The following is a 23,502-nucleotide window of genomic DNA, read 5'->3' on the forward strand; positions in this document are numbered from 1 at the left end:
ACCTGGATCACGACCTGGGTCACGTCCTGAGTCATGGCCCGGGTTGCAACCCGGGGCGCGCCCCGGGCATCCGGCACGCATTGCGCGAATTCCCGGACCCGCTAGAATCGTGGCGTTCTGGCGCCGGGGATTCGACCATGAAAAACAACGAACGATTGATCGCTTGCTTCCTGGCGTGCGCGCTGCTCGCGGGCTGCGCGAACGACCCGCCGAGCGCGGCGGACAACCTCCCCGTCCGCCCCGCGCAGCAGGTGCTCGATCATTGTCTCGCGATACTCGCGCCGGCCGGCATGCCGCCCCCCGCGCCGGACAGTCTCAACGAGTCGCAGTGGTCGCGCTATGTCGGCTGCGCCATCGGCGCCAATCTGCATGCCCCGAGCGATCAGGTGCGCGACAACCCCGAAGCGCTCGTCGAAGTGCGGGTGGCCCCGAACGGCGAGATCAGCGCGATCCAGCGGCTCGGCAGCAGCGGCAACGCCGCATGGGACCACGCAGTCGATCGCTCGATCGGGGCGACGCCGGCGCTGCATCCCGCGCCGGCCGATCATCGGGTCGGCAGAATGGTCCTGCATTTCAGGCCCGTCCAGCAGGGACTCGGCATGCCCTCCGCAGCCGGTCTCAGCGACGAAAGCCACTGGTCCCGGCATCAATGCATCTGGGTTAGCGGCATGCATTCGTGCAATTGACGTGCGATTGACGCGCGGTTAAGTGCGCGGTCAAACACACCCTTGAAGCGATGCAATTGAAGCGCCATGAATCACCCCATGCAAAGGGCCATGACCCGCATGCGGCAACGCTACCATCATCGGCGGCAAAGCAATTCGCCGTTCAACGGGTAAAACCGCAGCCAAATCCGGCACTGGACGCACCGCGCCAAACCGTAAGATCGAGACGACCTGTCAGTTGAACGTTGGACGGCATGCTAGATCTTCCTCTTTCCGATGACGCGTGGGCGCGTATCAGCCACCTGTTCCAGCAGGAGCCGAAGAAGCGTTCCGGACGACCGTCGCGCCCGCCGCGCGAAATCGTGAACGCGATCCTGTGGATCATGACGCGCAACGAAAAATGGCACCGTTTGCCGGCGACGTTTCCGCCGTCGCAGACCTGCTACCTCAAATGGCTGCAATGGCGGCGCTCGGGCCTCATCGCGCGGCTTCTCGACGAGCTCGAATTGACCGGGCAGGTCGCCCTGTCGGAAGCACCGGAAGCGTCGGCAGCCGACGCATAAAGTCTGCGCGGCTGCAAAACGAAGCGAAACGCAGCGCGGCTGATCGCGGCTGATCGATCCGCACGCAGCCTTGCTGCGCGGCGCACCGCGTTCACGCGCTTTTCCTCGTACCGCCGGCGGCAATGCGGCTTATATTGATGTCAGGAGCACTCGCGCTTTGCCCTGCCGGTACGGCGCGATCTGTATCGGCAACGCGCGCGCGGGTATGATGCCGAACGCGTCCCGCTCCGGCCCAGGACGCCACGCAGCGGCGACGCGCCAGCGTCGTGATCGCCGTGACCGCCGTGACCGCTCCTTAAGCCGCATTTTTCGTCGCGAGAACCATCATGTCTGCCCAACACGACAAAGCTTCCGGCTCGAGCACCCCGCCGAACGAGGCGAAGCACAAGCCGCTGTCCCTGACCGCGCGCAATCTCCTGATGGTCGCCATCGGCCTGGTAACGTTCGCGATCGTGTCGGGTGTCGTGCTCTACAACCCGATCATGTACGGCGACGAGATTCCGAACTTCGGCATCATCCTGATGCTGACCGTGCCGGTCATCGCCGGTGTCGCGTTTCGCGTCGGCATCGACGCGTGGCTCGACCGCAAGTGAGCCGCGCGGCTCCGGCCAGCCGCGCGACAATCATCGCCCCTCTCGGCGCGGCGTAGCAGCGTGACGTGACGGCACGGCCGCTGCGTCACGCACGCGCCACCGGCAACACGACCCATACTTCGAGCCCGCCGCCTTCGCGCGCATGAAACTGCAGACTGCCGCCATGCAGCCGCGCGATCCGCTCGACAATCGACAGCCCCAGCCCCGTACCGCCGCTGTGCGCACGCGCATTGCGGCCGCGCTGGAACGGCGCCTTGAGCTTCTCCAGTTCCGCCGCCGACAAACCCTTGCCCCGATCGCCGACCGCGACCGTCAGCGCATCCCGGGTCGCCCACGTGCGCACCGCGAGCCCCGAGCCGCCGTAGACGATGGCGTTCTGCATCAGGTTCATCAGGAGCCGCATCATGCCGATCGGACGATAGACGATGGGCGGCAGCGTCCCGAGCGACAACTCGAACGCGTGCCCGAGCCCGGCGAAATCGCCGGCGAGCCGCTCGATCAGCGCGTTCAGATCGCCGGCTTGCGCTTCCTCGCGCTCGCCGCTGCCCGCGTAGTCCATGAACTGCTGCAGGATCGTCTCGATCTGGTCCAGATACGACTCGGCCGCGATCACGAAGCTGCTGTCGCCGCCTTGCGGCATCGCCATGGCCATCGAAAGACGCAGCTTCGTGAGCGGCGTGCGAATGTCGTGCGAGATGCCCGCGAGCATCAGCGCGCGGGTCGCCTCGGCTTCCTGTAACGCCCGCGTCATCTGATTGAAAGCGCTGCCCACTGCGGCGATTTCGCTGGGGCCGTCGGTCGGCAACGGCGCGGGCGTTTCACCGGCGCTGACGCGGCGCGCGGCCCGCGTCAGTTCGCGCAACGGCTCGTTCAGATGCAGCTGGATCGCATAGCCGGCCAGCGCCGCCAGCACGCCGAGGCCGAGCGACAGCAGGATCGCCGCTTCGAGCCCGCTGCCCTGCGCGTCCTCGGGAATCGGCAACGCGATCCAGTACGGGGCGGCCGGCATCCTGCCGGAAACATGGTCCGATGCATGGCTCGAAGCATCACCCGAGGTATGGCCCGAAACATGGCCCGCAGCATCGGCCAAAGAAGAACCGCCCGCCCCGCCCACCGGTGCATGCATGCGAATCCACAAGCGCTGCGCGCCCTCGGTCTGCCAGCGCGCAGGCATGTCGGCGGGCAGATGCTTGCGCAGACTGTCGAGAAACACGCCGCGCTGATAGTTGCGATACGCGCGCATGAGACTCGGCCGCGGCGCGGCGTCGGCCTCGGGCGGCAACTGCTCGCGCGCGTCGAGGCGCGCGCTCAGCACGGCGCGCGCGGCCGGCGGCGTGGCCGCGAGCAGGCTGTCGAGCGTCGTCACGTAGGTGGCGAACACGGCCGCCGCGCGCTCGACGCGCGGCCGCTGCACGTAATGCAGCAGCACGCCGATCGAGCAAACCTGGCTCAGCATCACGAGTGCGATCAGCAAGGCGATGTTGCGCGCGAGCAGCGTCCTCGGCAGCGCCCGCTGCCAGAGCGCGCGCGTCATGGTTCGACGTCGGCGGCGAGCATGTAGCCGACGCCCCACACGGTGCGGATGAAACGCGGCTTGGCCGGATCGTCCTCGACGATCTGCCGCAGCCGCAGCACCTGCACGTCGATGCTGCGATCGAGCGCGTCATGGTCGCGCCCGCGGGCGCGCGCGAGCAGATTGTCGCGGCTCACGGCACGATTCGGCGACGACGCGAGCGCGACGAGCAGCAGCATCTGCGCCGAATGAATCTCGAGCGGTTCGCCCGCGCGCCGCAGTTCCTGCTTGCCGACGTCGAGCGTGAAGTCGCCGAAACGCACACGCTGCGAGGTCACGGTAACATCGCCCGCGGCCATCTTCTGGCGCCGCAGCAGCGCGTTGATGCGCGCGACCAGTTCGCGCGGCAAGAACGGTTTCGCGAGGTAATCGTCGGCGCCGGTTTCGAGGCCGGTCACGCGGTCGAGCGGATCGCCCTTCGCGGTCAGCATCAGGATCGGCAGCGTCTCGCCTTGCGCGCGCAGCTTCGCGCAGATTTCGAGGCCGTCCTCTTCGCCGATCATCAGATCGAGTACGAGCAGATCGAACGGCTCGCGTTCGAGATAGCGGTACAGCCGCTTGCTGTCTTCGGCGGCGCGCACGTCGAAGCCGTGGCCGCGCAGAAAGCGCAGCAGCATGTTGCGCAGTTCGGCTTCGTCGTCGAGCACGATGATTCTGGCGGGGCGTTCCATGCGCAAGCTCCTCGTAGCGGGCGCCGGCTCGCGCCCTGCGCGACCGCTGCGACCTCGGCGACCCCGCCCCGGCCGCAACCGGCGCCGTTGAACCAGCATAGGACATGCGTCAGGCGCCCACGCCTCGTGAATTCCCGCTGTCCGAACGCAGGGAAGACAGCGCCAGCAGGACGGTTCGCACGATGTATTCAGCGCTACACGTAAAGCTTGCAGCGCTTTGCACTTTCTACCGTCACGCCTGCCGCGCCGACACCTGCTGCCGGGCGCGCTTGCCGTTGCCGCAATGGGCGGGAAGCCCTGCGCGCGGGCAGGAACGAAGTTTGCTACGTAACGCCGGTTCGCGCGGGGCTAACCACCCATTTCTTCCGGAACCCTCAGATGAGTTACCAGGATATCGATAAAGAAATCGCTCACCTCGAAATCGTCTTCAGCCTGATTTCCACGCGCGACCGTTTTCCGCTGTCGTACTGGCATCAACGGCTGCATGCGCTGACCCGTTCGTCGACGATGCTGCCGACGCAACGCCAACGTCTCGCGCAACTCGAAGCGACGCTGCGCTCGGTCGGCGCGACACGGAACCTGGCCGGCGCCAAAACGCGGCGGCCTCGCGGCCTCGGCTATGAACCTCCAAACACGCTCGTCCCCGACGCTTAAGCCGTTAGAATCCGCGCGCCGAGCGCCAGCACGAGTGCCGGCACCATCACGAACACGCCGGCCTTGAGGAACTTCGCGAAGCTCACGTCTTCGCCTTCGCGGCGAATCGCGTTGAGCCAGAGGATCGTGGCGAGCGAACCGGTAATCGACAGGTTCGGCCCGAGGTCGACGCCGATCAGCAGCGCATCGATCACGCGCTCGGGGCTGTGCGCCTGCAACACCGTCGAACTCGCGATCAGGCCGGCGGGCAGGTTGTTCATCAGGTTGCTGCCGAACGCGACGATTGCGCCGGCCCAGCCCGCCGCGGCCATTTCGTTGTGTTCGGTCGCGCGCCGCAACGCGGCCGCGAGCGTCGCAATCACGCCCGTGTGATCGAGCATCTCGACGAGCACGAACAGTGCGGCGACGAGCGGCAGCACGCTCCACGAGATTTCGCGGATCATCGGCAGCGGCGATTTGCGCTCCTTGATAAGCACGACGAGCGCGGTCAGCGTGCCGAGGATCGCGGTCGGCATGCCGAGCGGGATGTCGTACGCGGAGACCGTCAGCAACGCGGCCGCCGTTACCGCGATGCCCGCGAGCGCGACGCGCCCGCTCGCCGACAGCATCACCGCCTCGAGATTCGCCTCGCAGACGCCGGTCAGCGCCTCGCGCTGGGTCCAGCGCAGCATCACGAAGGTCGCGCCGATCGACAGCAGCGACGGCAGCGTGAAGCGCAGCATCCACGGCCCGAGCGGCGGCGTGTGATTGCCGTAGAGCACGATATTGGCCGGATTCGAGATCGGCAGCACGAAGCTCGCCGCATTGGCGACGAACGCGCAGACGAACAGCAGCGGCAACGGCGGCGTTTTCGCTTTCTTCGCGGCCGCGAACACGGCCGGCGTGAGCACGACCGCGGTCGCATCGTTGGAAAGAAACGCGGTAATCACGACGCCGACCAGGTACACGAGCACGAACAGCTTGCGCGGCGAGCCGCGCGCATGGTTGACCGCGAGCACCGCGACCCAGTCGAACAGCCCCTCGCGGCGGCCGACTTCCGAAAGCAGCATCATGCCGAACAGGAACAGATAGACGTCGCTGCCCTTGCCGATCGCCTCGACGGCGAGCGACACGGGCAACAGGCCGAGCGACACGAGCAGCAGCGCACCGGCGACGGCCCACACGGCCTCGGGCCATTTGAACGGCCGCGCGATGACACCGGCGGTGGCAAGCGCAGCAATACCCCACGAAAGAAACACGGAATTCACGAAGTCGGCCCGGCTGAAGGGTTGCGCGGATTGTGCTTTGCCTGATACAACCCGCTTGTTGGGGTCACAAATTACCACAGCGCCTCGCCCGGCGCGCCAGGCTTTCAAAGCTGTCTTTCAAAGCCATTAGCGTCACGGCGACAACAATCTGTTTTCGCTCACCCGTCTATTCAGTTTCCATGGGTGTCCCTACTATCCGCACTGATGCGCGATCCCTCGCGCGCAACCGACACGACACGATGCCCACTCGACCTTCCGATGCCGTCCGCTACAACGGCGCGGCCATCGCGCTGCACTGGCTGATCGCGGCGCTGATCATCTGCGGTTTCTATATCGGCTGGATCATGACCGATATCCCCGGCTTTACGCCCACGAAGCTCAAGTACTTCTCGTGGCACAAGTGGATCGGCGTGACCGTCTTCGCGCTCGCGGTGCTCCGCGTGCTCTGGCGCGCTACGCACCGCGCGCCCGCGCTCGACGACGCGACGCCCGGCTGGCAGAAGGCCGCCGCGCATCTCGTGCACGGCGTGCTGTATCTGCTGATGCTGGCGATTCCGCTGTCCGGCTACTTCTATACCTCGGCGGCCGGCATTCCGGTCGTGTATCTCGGCCTCGTGCCGCTGCCGACCTTCATCGGCCCCGACCAGGCGCTGAAGGCGACGCTGCGCACGGTCCACGTGCTGCTCAATTACACGCTGCTCGCGCTCGTCGCCATGCACGTGCTCGCCGCGCTCAAGCATCAGTTCATCGATCGAGACGGCCTGCTCGCCCGCATGGTGCCGTTTCTGAAGACGCGCGCATGACCGCACGAAGCGACACGAAGCAGCGACGCGCAGGCTTCGGCCAGCCCGCCGGCACCCGATTGACTACGACCCGTTGGCAATCTAATTCCGCGCGGTATGCAATGAACGCGCGCGACTCGGATAGGATGCGTACCACCATGAAAGCGACCCTTCACCACTTCCATCACGCCGCCCAGCGCGCCGCGCTCGCCGGCCTCGCCGCGTTTTCCCTGTTCGGCGCGGGCCTCGCGCACGCCGACGTCGATCTCGCCAAAAGCAGCGTCGTTGCCACGACGAAACAGATGAACGTGCCCGTCGACGGCAAGTTCAAAAAGTTCTCGGCGCAACTGAACTTCGATCCGGCCAAACCGACGGCGGGCAGCGCCAACGTGTCGATCGACACCGCGAGCTACGACCTCGGCGCCGACGACTACAACAAGCAGGCGCAAGGCAAGGAATGGTTCGACAGCGCGGCCTTCCCGAACGCGACCTTCGTATCGAGCGCGATCGCGCCGGCCGGCGGCAACCAGTACAAGGTGACCGGCAAGCTCACGATCAAGGGCAAGTCGCAAACCGTCGTGGTGCCGGTCGTGATCGCGAGCCAGGGCGCGACGCAAACCTTCGACGGCTCGCTGCCGATCAAGCGCACGCAGTTCGACGTCGGCACCGGCGAGTGGAAGGACACCTCGGTCGTCGCCGATGAAGTCGTCATCAAATTCCACCTCGTTTCCACGAAGAAATAACGCGGAACGCAGCATCGCAATACGCAGTACCGGATACGCAGCACCGAAGCACGACGGCATGTCACACGACCGCCGTACCACGACACTTTCTGAAATCTGGAGTCCACCTTGAAAAAATCCTTCCTGCTCGCCGCGGGCGCGCTCGCCGCTGCGCTGTCGTTCAACGCGATGGCCGCCGACACCTACGTGCTCGATCCGACCCACACGTCCCCGAGCTTCGAGGCCGATCACATGGGCGGCGTCTCGATCTGGCGCGGCAAGTTCAAGAAGAGCAGCGGCACCGTGGTGCTCGATCGCGCGGCGAAAACCGGCACCGTCGATGTGACGATCGACATGACCTCGGTCGACATCGGCAACGACAAGCTCAACGAGGAACTCGTCGGCGAGAAGTTCTTCGACACCGCGAAGTTCCCGACCGCGACCTACAAGGGCACGCAGATCCGCTTCGACGGCGACAAGCCCGTCGAAGTGATCGGCACGCTGACGATGCATGGCGTCACGAAGCCGGTCAATCTGAAGATCGAATCGTTCAAGTGCATTCAGCACCCGATGCTCAAGCGCGAAGTGTGCGGCACGGAATCGACCGCGACGTTCAACCGCGACGACTTCGGGGTCGACTTCGGCAAGGCGTACGGCTTCAACATGAAGACGACGCTGCATATCCAGGCTGAAGGTATCAAGCAGTAAGGCAGGCCCGACGTAACGGGCATGTAGCAGGTATGTAGCAGACCCATCGCGGGCGCGCCGTCGGGCGCCCGCGATGTCGTTTTCGGTGGGCCGCGGCGGCGCTCGGACAATGAGCGCCGGCAAGGTACCATGACGGTTTGGCAGACCGCGACAGACACAGCGCGGCGCCGGCATCGATCGTCCGATCGTCCAACCGTCATTACCCGCGCGTCCACCGCTTCATGAATTCTCCGCCCCGCCGCATCGCGCATCTCGACATGGACGCGTTCTACGCGTCCGTCGAGCTGCTGCGCTATCCCGAGCTGCGCGGGCGCGCGGTCGTGATCGGCGGCGGCCGCAACAGCGCACCGCAGGTGCTCGAAGACGGCAGCAAGCGCTTCGCGAAACTGCGCGATTACGCGGGCCGCGGCGTCGTTACCACGTCCACCTACGAAGCACGCGCGCTCGGCGTGTTTTCGGCAATGGGGATGATGAAGGCCGCCGCGCTCGCGCCCGACGCGATCCTGCTGCCGACCGACTTCGACTCGTACCGCCACTACTCGCGCCTGTTCAAGGCCGCGGTCAGGACGTTCACGGACCGCATCGAGGATCGCGGCATCGACGAAATCTATATCGACCTCACCGAGCTGCCCGGCGAGCCGCGCGACCTCGGCATGCGCATCAAGCAGGCCGTCAGACAGGCGACCGGCCTCACGTGCTCGATCTGCGTCGCGCCGAACAAGCTGCTCGCGAAAATCGGCTCCGAACTCGACAAGCCCGACGGCCTCACGCTCCTCGCGCCGGCCGACATCCCGCTGCGCGTGTGGCCGCTGCCGGTGCGCAAGGTCAACGGCATCGGCCCGAAGGCCGCGCAGAAACTGACCGCGCTCGGCATCGCGACGGTCGGCGATCTCGCCGCCGCCGACGCGGGGCTGTTGCAGGACCATTTCGGGCGCAGCTATTCGGCCTGGCTCATGCAGGTCGCGCAGGGCCACGACGAGCGTCCGGTGGTGGTCGAATCGGAGCCGAAATCGATCAGCCGCGAGACCACCTTCGAGCGCGATCTGCATCCGCGTCATGACCGCCCGGCGCTATCGAGCGCGTTTACGGGGCTGTGCGTGCGCGTCGCCGACGATCTCGCGCGCAAGGGCTACGTGGGCCGCACGGTCGGCATCAAGCTGCGTTACGACGATTTCCGCACGGTCACGCGCGATCTGACGCTCGACGACCCGACCGCCGACGCCGCCGAGATTCGCCGCGCGGCCACCGAATGTCTACGGCGGGTGGAGTTGAACCGCAAGCTGCGCTTGCTGGGCGTGCGCATCAGCGCGTTGATGCCGGCGAGCGAAGCGGCGCTCAAGCCGCGTTTGCCGGTTCAGGCCGACTTGCCCTTCGCGAGCGACCCATAGGTCGTATCGGCCGTATCGGTCGGCACACCCACCGCATTCGCAACCGGGCGTGCGGGCGCCTCGGGCGGCATCTCGCCCGGCACCGCTGTCGCCGCCACCGAAAACGCAAACGTGTTGACGCCGTTCGCGCTCTGCGCGGACACGGTGCCGCGATGCATCTCCGCGATCGCCTTTACGATCGCGAGCCCGAGCCCGTGGTTTTCGCGGCTGTTGGTGCGCGAGGCTTCGGCGCGATAGAAGCGGTCGAACAGATGCTCGAACACGTCCGGCGCGATCGGCGCGCCCGGATTCGCGACGGCCACGCACCACTGGCCGCTCATGCGGCCTTCCCCGCGCGCGATCGTCACGCTGATCGACGCGCCCGGCTCGCAATGCTGGATCGCGTTCATCAGCAGATTCGTGCAGGCGCGGCCGAACAGCGAGCGGTTCACGCGCGCGAGCGCATCGCCATGCAGTTGCGCATGCACGCGCGCCTCTTCGAGCGGAATCTCGAGAAACTCCAGCGTATGCGCGACTTCCGCCGCGAGCGATACCTCGACGAGCCCGGTCGCGCGTTCGCCCTGATCGGCGCGCGCGAGAAACAGCATGTCGTTGATGATCGCGCGCATGCGCTCGAATTCCTCGAGGTTCGATTGCAGCGTATGGCGCAGATCGTCGACCGAGCGGTTGCGCGTGAGCGCGACTTCGGTCTGGCCGATCAGGATCGTCACCGGCGTGCGCAGTTCGTGCGCGACGTCCGCGTTGAACGATTCGAGGCGGCCATAGGCGCCGTCGAGCCGTTCGAGCGCGCCGTTGAACGAGTTCGCGAGGTCGTTGAGTTCGAGCGGCAGCGACGCCGTGTTGAGCCGTTGCGAGCGATTGTTCGGACTCACCGCCGAGGCGTCGCGCGTGAGACGCGTGAGCGGCGCGAGCCCGATGCGCGTGACCGAATAGCTGAGCAGCAGCACGGCGAGACTGCCGAGCGCGGAAAGCGCGGCAAGCGTCGAGCCGAACACGCGCATCGTGCGCAGATTCGGCGAATAGCTCGACGCGACCTGCAACTGCACGGGTGGCCGCGAGGCATTGGCCGCCAGCGTCATCGTGAACGTCAGCATGTCGGGACCGCCGTCCGCCGGCGTGATGCGCGCGTAGCCATCGGGCCAGCTTTTCATGACCGTGCCCTGCACCGGCGTGCCGAAGCGGAAATTCGGGTCCTCGCTCGACACCGCGTACACGGTGCTGCTGTCGTGCGGCGTCATGTCGGTGAGTTTTTCGCGGGCGATGCGCCATTTGTCGGCCGTGCTCGCGTGATAGACGATGATGCGCGCGATCTGCGTGCGATCGTCGAGCGATTCGCGCAGATGGTGTTCGAGCTGCGTGCGCAGCACGAGAAAGAGCCCGGTGCCCACGAGCGTGAACACGAACAGCGCGACGAACGCGAACATCAGCGCGAGACGCCGGGCGATCGAGCGGTTCATGACGGCTCGGCCTCTTCGCGCACTTCGAGCACGTAGCCCATGCCGCGCACGGTGTGCAGCAGCTTCGAGGGGAACGGGCCGTCGAGCTTCGCGCGCAGCCGCTTGATCGCGGTTTCGACGACGTTGGTGTGGCTGTCGAAATTGACGTCCCACACGAGTTCGGTAATCGCAGTCTTCGAGAGAATATCGCCCTGGCGGCGCGCGAGCACGCTCAACAGCTGGAACTCTTTCGCGGTCAGATCGAGCCGCACGCCGTCGCGCGTCGCACGGCGGCCGATCAGATCGACGAACAGATCGCCGACCGAAATCAGCGTGGATTCCTGCGAACGCGTGCGGCGCGCGAGCGCATGCAGACGCTCGACGAGTTCGAGAAACGAAAACGGTTTGGTCAGATAGTCGTCGGCGCCTTCGCGCAGACCGCGCACGCGGTCGTTCACGTGATCGCGCGCGGTCAGCATGATGACCGGCGTCGACTTGCGCATGCGTAGCGCCTTCAGCACGCTGAAGCCGTCGCGCTTGGGCAGCATCACGTCGAGGACGATCACGTCGTAATCGAATTCGGTTGCCAGATGCATGCCTTCCTCGCCGTCGAGCGCGACGTCGACGACCCAGCCCTGCTCTGTCAAACCGGAGCGCAAGTAGTCCACGACCTTGTGCTCGTCTTCAACAATCAGCAATTTCATGCGTGTCCCCTGTCGGCCGTGGCCAGTGCTTCAGCATCGGCTACGGTCCCTTGCAACGTCGCTGCCCGACCTTGCATTATACGAAACGACCCTTGATTCTTGCTGCCAGCGGCGCCGGCCTGAATGCAGGCTTGGGCGCAGACCTCGGCCTTGATTTAGGCGGTGCTTGGCTCTGCCTCGGCCCGGCCCCGCATCCCGAGCGGCAGGCTTCGCGAGATAGCAGGTCAGCGCGCGGGCGCCGGTGTCCGCTGCGGTTGCGCGCTAGCCGGCAGGTTGGCTACGTTCGTGACGTTCGCTGCGTTCGTCGCATTCGCGGCCTGTGCGCCGCCGCTACGGCCATCATGACTGCCGCCGTTACCGTTGCCATTCGCGCCGCTGCTGCCGGCGCCATCCGTCCCGCCTGCGGCACCTGTACCGCCTGCATCCCAGCCGCCGCCGAGCGCCTTCACGAGCGCGACCGACACCGTCAACTGCTGGCCATGAATCTGCACGTCCTGGCGCTCGCTCGTGAGCAGCGACTGTTGCGCATCGATCACGTTCAGATACGCGACGAGGCCGCCCGAATAGCGGTCGTTCGCGAGCGACAGCAGCCGCTGCGCATCCTCGACCGCCTCGCTCGACTGCTTCGCCGCGCCGTCGAGCACGGACAGTCCGGTAATGCCGTCCTGCACCTGCTGGAACGCGCTCAGCACCGTCTGCCGATAGTTCGCCTCGGTGGCCTTGTAGCCCGCGCTCGCGTATTTGACGTTGGCCGCGCGCCGTCCGCCGTCGAACAGCACCTGGCCAACCGTCGCGCCGAGCGTCCACATCAGCGTCGGCGCGGTGAGCAGATTGGCGAACTCGGTGCTTTCCCAGCCGATGCCGGGCGTGAGCGTCAGACTCGGGAAAAACGCGGCCTTGGCCACGCCGATCTGCGCGTTGGCCGCGGCCATCGCGCGTTCGGCCGAAGCCACGTCGGGCCGCCGTTGCAGCACGTCGCTTGGCACGCCGAGCGGAATGGCCGGCGCCTTGATGTCGACCACCTTCGGCTCGATCGCGAACTGCGGAGCCGGCACGCCGACCAGCGCGGCGATCGCATGCTCGTACTGCGCGCGCTGGTTGAGCAGCAGTTGCGCCTGCACGCGCGTCGCATCGAGCTGCGATTTCTGCTGCAGCACGTCGAGCCCCGACACCGCGCCGAGATCGTGTTCGGAGCTCACGTAGTCGAGCGCTTTCTGTTGCAGCTTGACCGACTGGTTCAGCACGTCGATCTCGGCGTCGAGCTCGCGCAGCGAGAAATAGTCGCTGGCCAGATCGGTCGTCAGCACGAGGCGCGCATTCGCGAGATCGTCGGCAGACTGTTCCGCCGACGCCTTCGCGCCCTCGACCTCGCGGCGGATGCGCCCGAACAGATCGGTGTCGTAGCTGATCGTCGGCCCGAGCTGGATGTTGTTCTGCACCGTCGATTGCGTCGGCGTCGCGTAGTTCGTGAGCGGCCGGTCGTGCGAGATCCGGAAGCGCGAACCGCTTGCGCCGAGATCGATTTCGGGCACGCGCTGCGCGCTCAGGTTCGCAAGCGTCGCGCGCGCCTGCTCGTAGTGCGCGCTCGCCGCGACGAGCGTCTGGTTCTGCGCGAGCGCCTCGGTTTCGAGCGAGGTGAGCGTCGGATCGGCGAAGCTCGTCCACCAGTCGGGCGCGATCGGCGCATGCGAGGGCGCGGCGACGCGCCAGAACGAATCGGTGTGCCAGTCCGGCGGCACCTCGGCCTGCGGGCGCTGATAGTCCGGGCCGACCGTGCAGGCGGCGAGCAGCGCCGCGCCGGCGAGCGCGCTCAGCACGGTGAGCGCGCCGCCGCGTGCCCGCTTGCGCGCAGGTTCCCGCGCCCGCTCCCGGCATGAGGCCGCGAACATCACGACGCCTCCTTGCCGTTTTTCCCGGTCGGCTCGATCTGCACGTGATCGCCGTCGGCAATCGAATCGCTCGGGTTGATGATGATGTGATCGGTCAGCGCGACGCCGCTGTCGATTTCGAGCGTCTGCCCGAGGTCCTGCGCGATCACGACTTTGCGCAGGCTCACGTTGCCCTTCGCATCGACGACCGCGACGCGCGGACCTTCGGCGCGAAACAGCAGCGCATTGCTCGGCACCGTGAGCCGCGCCTGGGCGGCCGCGGGCACCGCGACCTGCACGTAGGCGCCGGGCCGCAGCTTGTCGTCGGGATTCGGCAGCGTCACTTCGATTTGCAGCGAGCGCGTAGGCACGTCGATCGCGCCCGACATGTGCGTGATCTTGCCGTCGAACTGCTGCCCCGGCAATTCGGCCTGCGTGACCACCACCTTCTGCCCGACCGCGACGTTCTGCGCGTAGGCCTGCGGCAACTGCACGTAGACGCGCAGCGGGTCCGACTGCGCGAGCGCGAACAGCGCGCGGCTCGTGCCGCTGCCCGCGTCGATCAGATCGCCGACGTCGACGTTGCGCTGCGTGACCACGCCCGTGAACGGCGCGACGATCCGCTTGAACGATTCGAGCTGCTGCAGACGCTTGACGTTGGCATCCGCGGCGGCGAGATTGGCGACGTCCTGCGTATACGTGCTTTGCCGTTCGTCGAGTTCCTGCTGCGAGACCGCATCGCGTTGCCGCAATTGCTGCCAGCGTTCGAGCGAGCTTTTCGCGAGGCCGAGGCTCGAACTGGTCTGCTGACGCTGCGCCAGCGCCTGCGCGAGTTCCTGGTCGATTTCCGGCGTGTCGAGTTCGGCGAGCAGCTGGCCCTGCTTCACGTGCGCGCCGATATCGGCGTACCAGTGCAGCAGATAACCGGTCGAGCGCGCGTAGATCGGCGATTCAACGTAGCCGCGCAACGTGCCCGGCAGCAGCGTGCTGCCGCCGCTGTCGGTCTCTTTCGGCATGACGACGTTCACGTACTGCACGGCGTTCTGCTGCGTGGTCGCCTCGACCTCGCGGCTTTGCAGCACGTTGGCGATCACGGTGCGCAGCGCGCCGAGCGCGAGCAGCACGAGCACGATGCAGACCGCGATCTTCGCGCGTTTCCATTCGCGGTGACGCGGTGGCAGCATGTGCTCCCCTTCTTCGGTTTCCCGCGGGGGAATCGCTAGCGATGCATGGTTTTTTTCGGTCATCTCAGTCAACCATCGTTTAACTTTTACGCGGGCGTCGCCGCGCCGCTATGCTCGGGCGCCGGGCTGCCGCCGCCGTTGCCATTGCTGTCGTCATTGCCGTCATTGCCGCCGTCGTGGTCGCCGCCCTCTTTCTTGCGGCGCGCGAGACGGCCATGAATGCCCGCGAACACGAGCGGCACGAAGAACAGCGTGGATACCGTCGCGAACAGCAGGCCGCCGATCACCGCACGGCCGAGCGGCGCGTTCTGCTCGGCGCCTTCGCCGAGACCGAGCGCCATCGGGATCATGCCGATAATCATCGCGAACGCGGTCATCAGCACCGGGCGGATCCGGCTCGCGCCGGCCTCGAGCGCGGCCGTGAGCGGCGGCGCGCCGGCCGCGAGCCGCTGGCGCGCGAACGCGACCATCAGAATACTGTTGGCGGTCGCAACGCCCATCGTCATGATCGCGCCGGTCAGCGCGGGCACGCTCAGATGCGTGCCCGTGAGGAACAGCATCCATACGATGCCCGCGAGCGCCGCCGGCAACGCGCTGACGATGATGAGCGGATCGACCCACGACTGGAAGTTCACGACGATCAGCAGATACACGAGCACGATCGCCATCGCCACGCCGAGCCCGAGCCCGAGGAACGAGCTGCGCATCGTCTGCACCTGGCCGCGCACCGTGATGGTACTGCCGCGCGGCAGCGACGCGCGCACCTGGTCGACGAGCTTGTCGACCTGATTCGCGACGCTACCGAGATCGCGCTTCTCGACGCTCACGTACAGGTCGATCACCGGGCGGATGTTGTAGTGCGTGATTTCCGCGAACTGCTGCTGCGGCGACACCTTCACGAGGTTGCCGAGCAGCTGCGTCGGGCCGAAGGCCGAGGTCGACACCGGCGTGCGGAGCAGTTCGTCGATCGACGATACCTGGTACTGCGGCGTTTGCACCGCGACCTTGTATTCGACGCCGTTCCGGTTGTTGATCCAGAAGCCCGGCGAAGTCTGCGAGCTGCCCGAGAGCGAAATGAGCACGTTCTGCGCCACGTCGTTCGCGCTCAGGTTCAACTGTTGCAGACGCGTGCGGTCCATGTGCAGATCGATCACCGGCTCGTCGAGCTTCTGCTGGATATGCGTGTCGACCGTGCCGGGAATCAGCCGCACCTGCTTGAGCAGCTTGCTCGCGATGTCGAAGTTGCCCTTCTGGTTCGCCCCGGAAATCTGCACGTCCACCGCGGCGGGCAGCCCGAAGTTCAGGATCTGCGTGACGATGTCGGCCGGCTGGAAGAAGAACTCGACGCCCGGGAAACGCTGCGGCAGGATCGTGCGCAGCTTGTCCATATACATCTGCGACGGCTTGTGGCCTTCGTTGAGCGCGATCTGGATTTCGCCGTCGAGCGTGCCGATCGTGCCCGAGTTGCTGTACGACATGTTGATGCCGCTATACGGCAGGCCGAGGTTGTCGAGAATCGTGCCGAGCTCCTTCGGCGGCACGACTTCGCGAATCACTTTCTCCACCTCGTCGGCGAGCCGCGCGGTTTCCTCGATGCGCGTGCCGGTCGGCGCGCGCAGGTGCAGACGGATGTCGCCCGCGTCGACGCTCGGGAAGAAGTCTTCGCCGAGCACGAAGAAGAGCCCCATCGACAGCACGCAGAACCCGAGGAACAGCGTGCCGAACATCTTGCGGCGCACGAGCAGGCTGCTCAGGATCACGATGTAGGCCGCGCGCATGCGCTCGAAGCCCGCGTCGAAACGATGATAGACGCGCATGAACAGGTTCGGCTTCGCGCCGGCCTTCGGCTTGTGCGCGTGCCCCATCAGCAGCATCGCGAGCGTCGGCACGAGCGTGCGCGAGAGGATGTACGAGGCGAGCATCGCGAACACGACCGCTTCCGCGAGCGGCACGAACAGATAGCGCGCGACGCCGGCGAGGAAGAACATCGGCACGAACACGATACAGATACACAGCGTCGAGACGAGCGCCGGAATCGCGATTTCGCCCGCGCCGTCGAGAATCGCATCGTGCAAATTGGAGCCCATGTGCAGATGCCGCTCGATGTTCTCGATCGTCACGGTCGCGTCGTCGACCAGAATCCCGACCGCCAGCGCGAGCCCGCCGAGCGTCATGATGTTGATGGTCTGCCCGAGCGCGTGCAGCACGATCAGCGACGAGAGGATCGACAGCGGAATCGAGATCGCGATGATGCAGGTGCTGCGCCAGTTGCCGAGAAACAGCAGGATCATCGCGGCGGTCAGCGCGGCGGCCACCAGCGCCTCGCGCACCACGCCCTGCACGGCCGCCTTCACGAACACCGACTGATCGAACAGCGCGGTGATCTGCAGATCGGACGGCAGCACCGCACGCGCCCCCGGCAACAGCGCTTTCAGCCGGTTGACGATCGTCAGCGTCGAGGCGTCGCCGTTCTTCAGCACCGACATCAGCACGCCGCGACTGCCGTTCTGCCGCACGATGTTGGTCTGCGGCGAATAACCGTCGCGCACGTGCGCGACTTCACGCAGATAGGTGGTCGCGCCGTTGACCGTGCGCACCGGAATGTCGTTGAGCCCTTCCAGCGTCGGCGGCGAGCCGTTCATGTTGACCGTGTATTCCTTCGGCCCGATCTTGGCCGTGCCGGTCGGCAGGATCAGGTTCTGCGCGTTGAACGCGTTGACCACGTCGATCGGCGTCAGCCCCTTGGCGAGCAGCGCCCGCGTGTTGAGGTCGACCGAGATCAACCGCGACTTGCCGCCGTACGGATACGGCACGGCCGCGCCCGGAATCGTCACGAGCTGCGGGCGCAGGAAGTTCAGCGCGGTGTCGTTGAGCGCCTGCTCGGAGAGCTTCGGGCTCGACAGGCCGAGCTGGATCACCGGAATGGCCGACGCCGAGTAACTGATGACGACCGGCGGCGTCGCGCCGGGCGGCATCTGCTTCAACTGCGACTGCTCGACGGCCACGGTCTGCGCGATCGCGGTCTGGATGTTCGCGTTCGGCTGGAGAAACACCTTGATGATCGAGATGCCTTGCAGCGACTGCGATTCGATGTGCTCGATGTCGTTGACGGTGGTGGTCAGACTGCGCTCGTTGACCGACGTCATCCGGTTGGCCATGTCTTCGGCCGACAGACCGGTGTACGTCCAGATGATGCTGACCACCGGAATGTTGATTTCCGGCAGCACGTCGACGGGCGTGGTGAACAGCACGAAGGGCGTCGCCAGCACGATCAGAATCGCCATCACGATGAACGTGTATGGCCGCTTAAGTGCTACGTTGACGATCCACATTGAAACGGGCCAGAGAGAATGCAGGTGGAAGGGAGAGCGAAATCCCGCTTATGCTAGATCGGTAGGACCAACACCTGCATGACACCAAAATGGCTAAATTGTCAGGAAGGTGGATGTAAGGTGATTGGATGTTTTGCGGGGGTGCGGCGTGGGTGGAAGGTTGCCGCGGATTTAAGGGCACGCAAACGTTTTTTAATTAGAATTGGGCGCAGTTAAGGGAGTGCTTGCTGATTTGTGGGTGGCCGTCGTATGAAATATTGCGAAATGTGCGTTCGGTTTTCTGTGGGGTGTTTTTGTATTTGTAAGGTCGGTTATTTCGGGTTTTGACTCTTTGCGGTGTGGTGCTGGTCCAGTTCTTCCGGTGTCAGGTAGATGCGGGTGATCGTCACCGAACGCAGATTGTCGGCTGTTTTCAGGCTGGCGTAGTCAGACGGGTCGTTCCGGCCTTCAAAATAGAAGTCCGCGTAGACGTCGAACGGTGAGTCGGCTGGCAAAGGCAAACGATATGAAAGTCCGACATGGTTGCGGTCGCCGAGAAAGTCGCCCATTCCGGGATTAAAGAAACGGCCCTGTTCTTTTCGTACGCCGTCAATCAGCTCGCCGTATACAAGCCGATGGAGTCCGAGGTAGGTTTCGTAATTTTCCTTTGCGAGGTGGGGTCTGAGATGATCGCTCACCTGCAGCTGAAAATATTTGACAGTGGGCTTGCGGTCAGTCTGCCTCGTCTTATCGAATGCAAATTCAATCGACATCCTGTTGCCTGGGTAGTAGACATAGGAAAGACCGGAACCGGTATCGTAGGGACCGTCCTGATATTTCCCGAGAATCCACTGCACGTCTTCGAAAGTAATTTCTCCAGCAACCCACCGCAGACCTGTTTTCATAGCCTGAAGCATTTGTGCCTGTTGTTCACTCGTCATGTCTTGTTCGGGTGGCATCATTGGCATCTCACTTTTTCTCATCGTGAGGGGTTGACTGCTGCCCAGCAATTGAGGCGAGGCGGCTTGCGTTATAGGCGAGTGCATACTTGCGGCTGCACTGATTATCAGCAATGTTTTGAGGTTCATTTCCCGTCCAATAAATTCCAGCTAGTTCTCCACAGAAAAAGGCATCGTCCTCCCACGGCCTACTCAGATAGCCTTGTCCAATGCCATCTGCAAGCATCCTGTCCACGTCGATTGGCGTCCCTCCGGCTCCTGCATCGCTCAATAGCTCCTTTGCTTGCTGGCGCGCACTCGTATATTCACTGCTAAAAGAAATGCTGTCTGATATGTAGCTCGGACGGATATTCTCGCGGTAATACTTGTAAAGCACGAATAGATAAGCTCCTGCAGTCATGCGCTTGATACCGGTCAACGCCAAGTTGTCGTCTGGAATTTTCTGGCTTGAGGCTATGTTGACAACATCCGGCGCTGTTCCATTTTTTGCTACTTCCGCAGGCAACCGAGCTATATCAGGCGTACCACTGAAGTTTGCCGCTTGTTGCTGCATCATTGCGAACATCCAGAACCATTGCTGGCAATGACGTGTCTCGTGATAGATTGTGTTAACGAAATCTGTGAGCTTCGCTACAGCATCCGTCACCCCGGCTTCGAGAGTTTCTTTTGACCGAGTTTCAAAGAGCAGTAGCATCGCGGGACCACTCACGCTCAATGTCCATGACGCAGGATCAAATGTGCCTGCGTCATTGTTCGGCAATGGTTTAGCACTTACTATCACATTAGGTGCGCACGTCTCCGGAATGGCGAAAGAACCCGATGAAGGATCGGTAAGCGCCGATTTGATAACGGAGAGCAGGAGCCCGGCGAGTTTTTTGCATGAATCGGTCTCTAGCGGCAACGTCAATTGAAGCGACGGCCTCTTCCCCTGCCCTCCATAATAGTTATCCCCCCACAACACCTCATCGAGCAACACCTCCCGAATAGCCACCGCGAATTTCCTCGCCTCCGGAAATTCCAGCTGCCCTGGCCGATTCTCATTCGCCTTCGAATAACGCATCCCCCAGTTATACGGACTGCACAGCGCATAGTGAATATCGAATCCCGAGGTCGACGGCTGATCGCCATTGGCTTGCAAAGTACTCGAACCGATTCGATGGCTCTGAACCGCACGCTTTTCAAAAGCCATCTCGGGACTGCCCTCTGAGTGACCAACACGCTCCGCCGACTGCGTCATCATCGGCTGCAAGATCGCCGCGGCATTGCCGCTACCGTCGTTATGCAAAATCTCGACGGTTGTCATCTGCATGGTTTGGGCGAGTACCAGCGCAGTCTCGCCAATCGCGCTCGTGGTTCCCGTGATGACCTGGCCATCGGTCAGCGTCACCCTGTAAGGCTGCTCCGCTATCCGCAACCCCGAGCGGTTGTCGACCAGCACGAAATGTTCGGCGACCTTCGCGAGGGCGAGATCCGTCATGGGAGCCCTTACCGGCACATTCAGCGGGCCGTGCATTGCGCGAGATGCGGCACGAAAGAGCAACGCGCCCTTGGTGTGCCCAAAAATTCCGTTGGGTCCAAGCTCGAATAGCGTGTCGCCGGCCCTCATCAAGATACGCTGCGCCGTCAGCCGGATTTCCTTCTCCTGACTCAGGATATTGATGACCTTCCGCGCAATCAGCTCGATCTCATCGGTCTGCGATTCGACACGCACGCGCCCCGGCGTCAGGATCGTGATCGCCTTCGACGCAAACAGCGCTATCCGCCCACCGATCGACGCGTAAAGCGACTTCAGCGCCGCAATCGCGACACTCCCGCCGGAGGTCAACGCCGTGTGTTCGCGGCTCGCAATGTGCATGCTGGCCGTTGCGCTCAAGTGAACGTTGGCCGCGCTCGAAATCGCGATATCGGGATTTGCAAGTTCGGGGAAGTCGTCGGAATTCGCTGCGGCTTGGCCTCGTAGCGCCGCGTTGGCATCCTTGAGCGCCTTCGATACGTCGCCCTGGTTATCCGCCGCGCTCTGCGCGCCGTGGCGCTGGGCGAGTTGCGCCATGTCCTCGTGAATGCCGCGCGCCTCGGTCAGGCGCGCATGCGTCTCCGACACGTCCTTTGCCTGGCCAGCCGCGTTGGGCCGCGAGAACGTCGTCGCGAGAAGTCCTCGTGCTGCTCGCAGCACGCCCCAACGATCAGTACGCAATTCGAAGCCTTCGCCACGCGCATCCTGCCGCCCCTTGTTGCCGTCGATCCGCGTGATGAAGCCCAGACTCAGGCTCGACTTCGCATGATCGCTCGCAAGCTGCGCCTGCTGTTTGCCGGGTGTATCGTCCAGCGCCAGATGATTCGACTCCGCACCGTGTTCGAGACGCCTGCTGCGCATGCCACTCAAGGCCGCGTTCGCGGGCAGTTGCCAAGGCGGAAGATTGTCGCTGTCCACTACGAATCCCGCGACGACAGGCCGGTCGGGATCGCCGTGAACATGCGAGACGACCACCATCTGGCCGGCACGCCCCGGCGTGACCACGCCCATCTCGCGCCCCTGCGCTTGCGTCACGACACGTACCCAGATCGACCGGGCGCCATCGAACCTGGCCTCGCGGTCCCAGTCGAACTGGATCAACAAACGGTTGCGATAGTCGGTCCACATTTCGTGGTCCTGCGGAGCCACGATAACTGCATATTCATAACCCTCGACGCGCGGTTTCGGCGTTATCTGCGGCAATCGATATGGCTCGCCGACGGGATGCAGTTCGAATTCCGCATTGACCGCATAGGTGCGTCGTGCATCCGCTGACGTACCGACAGTCGACGTGCCGACTTCGGTCATATCCAGTTCGCAGGCCAGCACGACATATTCGCGATTCGCGGCTGCCTGCGGATAGTTCGCCAGCGTGAAGGTGCGGCCCGGCTCGAGCCCGCGCAGATGCCCCTTGCCCTTCGCGCGCAGCCCCTTGCAACGCGCCGCCTGCAACTTCACGCGCGCCAGATGCCGGCCCTCCTCGTGCATGTCGTGCTGCTCAGTCGTGGAACGCGTTTCGGGCTGCGCGAATTCGGCGGGCGCATAGATTTCGATCTCGCCATTAGCCGTGCCGCTCGTGTCCTCGTGCGCCTCGCGGCTCGCCACCCGCCCCTTCCCGAGGCGAGGCCGCATGTAGTTGTGATCGTTGACGGTCGCCCTGCCCGCCGTCGCGGTGTACGTCACGGCCAGTTCGCCGATGTGCTCCTCGTCGATCCGGCTGCCCGTGTGATAGCGCAACGTTTCATAGGCGACGCCATGCCGCTCGAATCCGCCCGACGTGTCGGAGATTACGAGGCTGTGAAAATCCTTCCGGTGCTCGAACCAGAACACCAGACCCCACTCCTCCATCAGACGAAGTGCGAACGTCCAGTCCGACTCCCATGCCTGCCGGACCATGTCGCGCGGCGGATAGTAAGCCTTGCCGCCCCACGGACCGCCGATACGCCATTCGATCGTGCCCACGTACTTTGCGAGAACGTCCCGCAGCACGTCCGTCACCGAACCGCTGAAAATGCGCGAATCGCAGTTCTGCGTCGCTTGCCATACGAAGGGGCGCAACACGAATTCATAGACGGCCGCGCGATCTTCCACACACCGGATGCGCGCCGAGACAATCTCGCCGCTGATGTAACGCGTATCGGCGCCGACATTGGCGCGCCCGATCTCGCCTTGCTCGCCCATGAAAGACGTACCGATGCCGGCAAGCTGAATCGCGACGGTGCCGTGGAGTCCGATGATCGGCTCCAGATCGATCTGCGCGGCGTCGGCCGGATTTTGCAGAAAGCCAAGCTGGCTCTCGGCGACGACGACGTATTCGAACAGTTCGCCCACCGCCTCGCGTCCCCTGATACTGCGCGCGATCAGCATCGGCTCGCTGAACGCCTTGCCGCCTGGCCCGCGTCCGACCATTTCGGGAAGCGCGGGACAGGTGAACTCGATGTCGCGCGTCTGGACATCCCATTTCATGCGCGCCTCAGGCATCGATATGCATGGCGGCGTGCGTGCTCGCGTCGCCCACGTGCGCAACGGCCACGTCGCGGTGGATAGATAGGCTCTTCGCAATGAGCGATCCAATGCCGCGTGCGTGCAAGAGCGGTTGCCGCTCCGGCGATATAGCCACCGTGTTTGGCTCCGTGTCTGGCTATCTCGCCGGAGCGGATCATGTCCTTTCCGCTTGTGTCTTTCACCATTGCGCTCCTGAGAGTGATGAGGAAACACGCAACCACACGGGTAGGGAAATCGAGCGATCCCTGCGCGGGGCCGGCCGCGTGAATCTGTTCCCCAAACGCCCGAACGGTTTGCAAAGCTCACTAGCAAACCATTCAGGAACCCTCAGGTCAACGCAATCAATTCGAGATAAAGACGCTTTAACGAAGGCAATCGCATGAAACGTTACGGAGAGTGACGGGCGCGTTGTTGTCCCGGTCGAAAGGATAGGTGCTCTGGTGCCGGTGCGTTCTG

The 23,502-nt window shown here is 64.3% G+C and carries 18 protein-coding genes; 8 read left to right on the plus strand and 10 right to left on the minus strand.

The window, feature by feature from the left end; all coding sequences use genetic code 11:
- The first annotated feature begins 137 nt into the window (after positions 1–137).
- The 3 genes from G3N58_RS23455 (at position 138) to G3N58_RS23465 (ending at position 1,821) form a co-directional block, all read left to right on the plus strand.
- Complete coding sequence (locus tag G3N58_RS23455; RefSeq protein ID WP_206000334.1) at positions 138–686, plus strand: energy transducer TonB; 549 nt, start codon at positions 138–140, stop codon at positions 684–686.
- Between the two features lie 233 nt (positions 687–919).
- Complete coding sequence (locus G3N58_RS23460) at positions 920–1,228, plus strand: transposase (RefSeq protein ID WP_167043914.1); 309 nt, start codon at positions 920–922, stop codon at positions 1,226–1,228.
- 326 nt (positions 1,229–1,554) lie between these two features.
- Positions 1,555–1,821, plus strand: coding sequence for a hypothetical protein (locus G3N58_RS23465; protein ID WP_167043911.1), 267 nt, complete (start codon positions 1,555–1,557; stop codon positions 1,819–1,821).
- A gap of 85 nt (positions 1,822–1,906) precedes the next feature.
- On the opposite strand, the gene G3N58_RS23470 is transcribed toward G3N58_RS23465, so the two are convergent.
- Positions 1,907–3,355, minus strand: a complete 1,449-nt coding sequence (locus G3N58_RS23470) for an ATP-binding protein (RefSeq protein ID WP_206000335.1) — start codon at positions 3,353–3,355, stop codon at positions 1,907–1,909.
- Entirely contained in the window at positions 3,352–4,065 is a 714-nt protein-coding gene (locus G3N58_RS23475) for a response regulator (protein WP_167043904.1), read from the minus strand. The genes G3N58_RS23470 and G3N58_RS23475 overlap by 4 nt, the downstream gene beginning before the upstream one ends.
- Before the next feature lie 378 nt (positions 4,066–4,443).
- Here G3N58_RS23475 and G3N58_RS23480 point away from each other — a divergent pair, with 378 nt between their 5' ends.
- The gene (locus tag G3N58_RS23480) at positions 4,444–4,719 is read left to right on the plus strand and encodes a hypothetical protein (RefSeq protein ID WP_167043901.1); all 276 of its coding nucleotides are present in this window, start codon (positions 4,444–4,446) and stop codon (positions 4,717–4,719) included.
- Here G3N58_RS23480 and G3N58_RS23485 read toward each other — a convergent pair.
- Positions 4,716–5,966 carry an arsenic transporter gene (locus G3N58_RS23485; protein WP_206000336.1) on the minus strand — a complete coding sequence of 417 codons (1,251 nt, stop codon included), beginning with the start codon at positions 5,964–5,966 and terminating at the stop codon, positions 4,716–4,718. The genes G3N58_RS23480 and G3N58_RS23485 overlap by 4 nt on opposite strands.
- Before the next feature lie 239 nt (positions 5,967–6,205).
- Between G3N58_RS23485 and G3N58_RS23490 the strand changes: the two genes are divergently transcribed.
- The 4 genes from G3N58_RS23490 to dinB all read left to right on the plus strand — a co-directional run bounded on the left by G3N58_RS23490 (position 6,206) and on the right by dinB (position 9,566).
- Positions 6,206–6,769 (plus strand): cytochrome b, encoded by a 564-nt coding sequence (locus G3N58_RS23490; protein ID WP_167043895.1) that lies wholly within the window; start codon positions 6,206–6,208, stop codon positions 6,767–6,769.
- Between the two features lie 137 nt (positions 6,770–6,906).
- Positions 6,907–7,491, plus strand: a complete 585-nt coding sequence (locus tag G3N58_RS23495; protein WP_167284832.1) for a YceI family protein — start codon at positions 6,907–6,909, stop codon at positions 7,489–7,491.
- Between the two features lie 108 nt (positions 7,492–7,599).
- The gene (locus tag G3N58_RS23500; RefSeq protein WP_167043888.1) at positions 7,600–8,178 is read left to right on the plus strand and encodes a YceI family protein; all 579 of its coding nucleotides are present in this window, start codon (positions 7,600–7,602) and stop codon (positions 8,176–8,178) included.
- Positions 8,179–8,399: 221 nt separating this feature from the next.
- On the plus strand, positions 8,400–9,566 hold the full coding sequence (gene dinB, locus G3N58_RS23505; protein WP_167043885.1) for a DNA polymerase IV: 1,167 nt from the start codon (positions 8,400–8,402) through the stop codon (positions 9,564–9,566).
- Here the strand turns inward: dinB and G3N58_RS23510 are convergent.
- The 7 genes from G3N58_RS23510 to tssI all read right to left on the minus strand — a co-directional run bounded on the left by G3N58_RS23510 (position 9,533) and on the right by tssI (position 23,007).
- A complete protein-coding gene (locus tag G3N58_RS23510; protein ID WP_205990249.1) occupies positions 9,533–11,023 on the minus strand; it encodes a heavy metal sensor histidine kinase in 1,491 nt (496 codons plus the stop codon). The two genes, dinB and G3N58_RS23510, sit on opposite strands and share 34 nt — an antisense overlap.
- Entirely contained in the window at positions 11,020–11,706 is a 687-nt protein-coding gene (locus tag G3N58_RS23515; RefSeq protein ID WP_013591770.1) for a heavy metal response regulator transcription factor, read from the minus strand. Before G3N58_RS23515 ends, G3N58_RS23510 begins: the two co-directional genes overlap by 4 nt.
- 224 nt (positions 11,707–11,930) lie before the next feature.
- Positions 11,931–13,595 (minus strand): efflux transporter outer membrane subunit, encoded by a 1,665-nt coding sequence (locus G3N58_RS23520; protein ID WP_241017216.1) that lies wholly within the window; start codon positions 13,593–13,595, stop codon positions 11,931–11,933.
- Positions 13,595–14,821, minus strand: coding sequence for an efflux RND transporter periplasmic adaptor subunit (locus tag G3N58_RS23525; protein ID WP_205990250.1), 1,227 nt, complete (start codon positions 14,819–14,821; stop codon positions 13,595–13,597). The genes G3N58_RS23520 and G3N58_RS23525 overlap by 1 nt, the downstream gene beginning before the upstream one ends.
- 23 nt (positions 14,822–14,844) lie before the next feature.
- A complete protein-coding gene (locus G3N58_RS23530; RefSeq protein WP_167043875.1) occupies positions 14,845–18,090 on the minus strand; it encodes an efflux RND transporter permease subunit in 3,246 nt (1,081 codons plus the stop codon).
- 311 nt (positions 18,091–18,401) lie between these two features.
- On the minus strand, positions 18,402–19,031 hold the full coding sequence (locus G3N58_RS23535; protein WP_206000337.1) for a hypothetical protein: 630 nt from the start codon (positions 19,029–19,031) through the stop codon (positions 18,402–18,404).
- Positions 19,032–19,038: 7 nt separating this feature from the next.
- Positions 19,039–23,007 (minus strand): type VI secretion system Vgr family protein, encoded by a 3,969-nt coding sequence (gene tssI / locus G3N58_RS23540; protein ID WP_206000338.1) that lies wholly within the window; start codon positions 23,005–23,007, stop codon positions 19,039–19,041.
- Between the last annotated feature and the right edge of the window lie 495 nt (positions 23,008–23,502).

The sequence above is a fragment of the Paraburkholderia sp. Ac-20342 genome, from assembly GCF_017104985.1.
GTDB lineage: Bacteria > Pseudomonadota > Gammaproteobacteria > Burkholderiales > Burkholderiaceae > Paraburkholderia.

What these genes read in the sequence shown, in the direction of transcription:
- G3N58_RS23455 (WP_206000334.1), top strand. Translation starts at nt 138, where the DNA reads ATGAAAAACAACGAACGATTGATCGCTTGCTTCCTGGCGTGCGCGCTG.
- dinB (WP_167043885.1), top strand. Translation starts at nt 8,400, where the DNA reads ATGAATTCTCCGCCCCGCCGCATCGCGCATCTCGACATGGACGCGTTC.
- G3N58_RS23490 (WP_167043895.1), top strand. Translation starts at nt 6,206, where the DNA reads ATGCCCACTCGACCTTCCGATGCCGTCCGCTACAACGGCGCGGCCATC.
- G3N58_RS23530 (WP_167043875.1), bottom strand. Translation starts at nt 18,090, where the DNA reads ATGTGGATCGTCAACGTAGCACTTAAGCGGCCATACACGTTCATCGTG.
- G3N58_RS23535 (WP_206000337.1), bottom strand. Translation starts at nt 19,031, where the DNA reads ATGATGCCACCCGAACAAGACATGACGAGTGAACAACAGGCACAAATG.
- G3N58_RS23510 (WP_205990249.1), bottom strand. Translation starts at nt 11,023, where the DNA reads ATGAACCGCTCGATCGCCCGGCGTCTCGCGCTGATGTTCGCGTTCGTC.
- G3N58_RS23465 (WP_167043911.1), top strand. Translation starts at nt 1,555, where the DNA reads ATGTCTGCCCAACACGACAAAGCTTCCGGCTCGAGCACCCCGCCGAAC.
- tssI (WP_206000338.1), bottom strand. Translation starts at nt 23,007, where the DNA reads ATGAAATGGGATGTCCAGACGCGCGACATCGAGTTCACCTGTCCCGCG.
- G3N58_RS23475 (WP_167043904.1), bottom strand. Translation starts at nt 4,065, where the DNA reads ATGGAACGCCCCGCCAGAATCATCGTGCTCGACGACGAAGCCGAACTG.
- G3N58_RS23495 (WP_167284832.1), top strand. Translation starts at nt 6,907, where the DNA reads ATGAAAGCGACCCTTCACCACTTCCATCACGCCGCCCAGCGCGCCGCG.
- G3N58_RS23515 (WP_013591770.1), bottom strand. Translation starts at nt 11,706, where the DNA reads ATGAAATTGCTGATTGTTGAAGACGAGCACAAGGTCGTGGACTACTTG.
- G3N58_RS23525 (WP_205990250.1), bottom strand. Translation starts at nt 14,821, where the DNA reads ATGACCGAAAAAAACCATGCATCGCTAGCGATTCCCCCGCGGGAAACC.
- G3N58_RS23470 (WP_206000335.1), bottom strand. Translation starts at nt 3,355, where the DNA reads ATGACGCGCGCGCTCTGGCAGCGGGCGCTGCCGAGGACGCTGCTCGCG.
- G3N58_RS23460 (WP_167043914.1), top strand. Translation starts at nt 920, where the DNA reads ATGCTAGATCTTCCTCTTTCCGATGACGCGTGGGCGCGTATCAGCCAC.
- G3N58_RS23480 (WP_167043901.1), top strand. Translation starts at nt 4,444, where the DNA reads ATGAGTTACCAGGATATCGATAAAGAAATCGCTCACCTCGAAATCGTC.
- G3N58_RS23520 (WP_241017216.1), bottom strand. Translation starts at nt 13,595, where the DNA reads ATGTTCGCGGCCTCATGCCGGGAGCGGGCGCGGGAACCTGCGCGCAAG.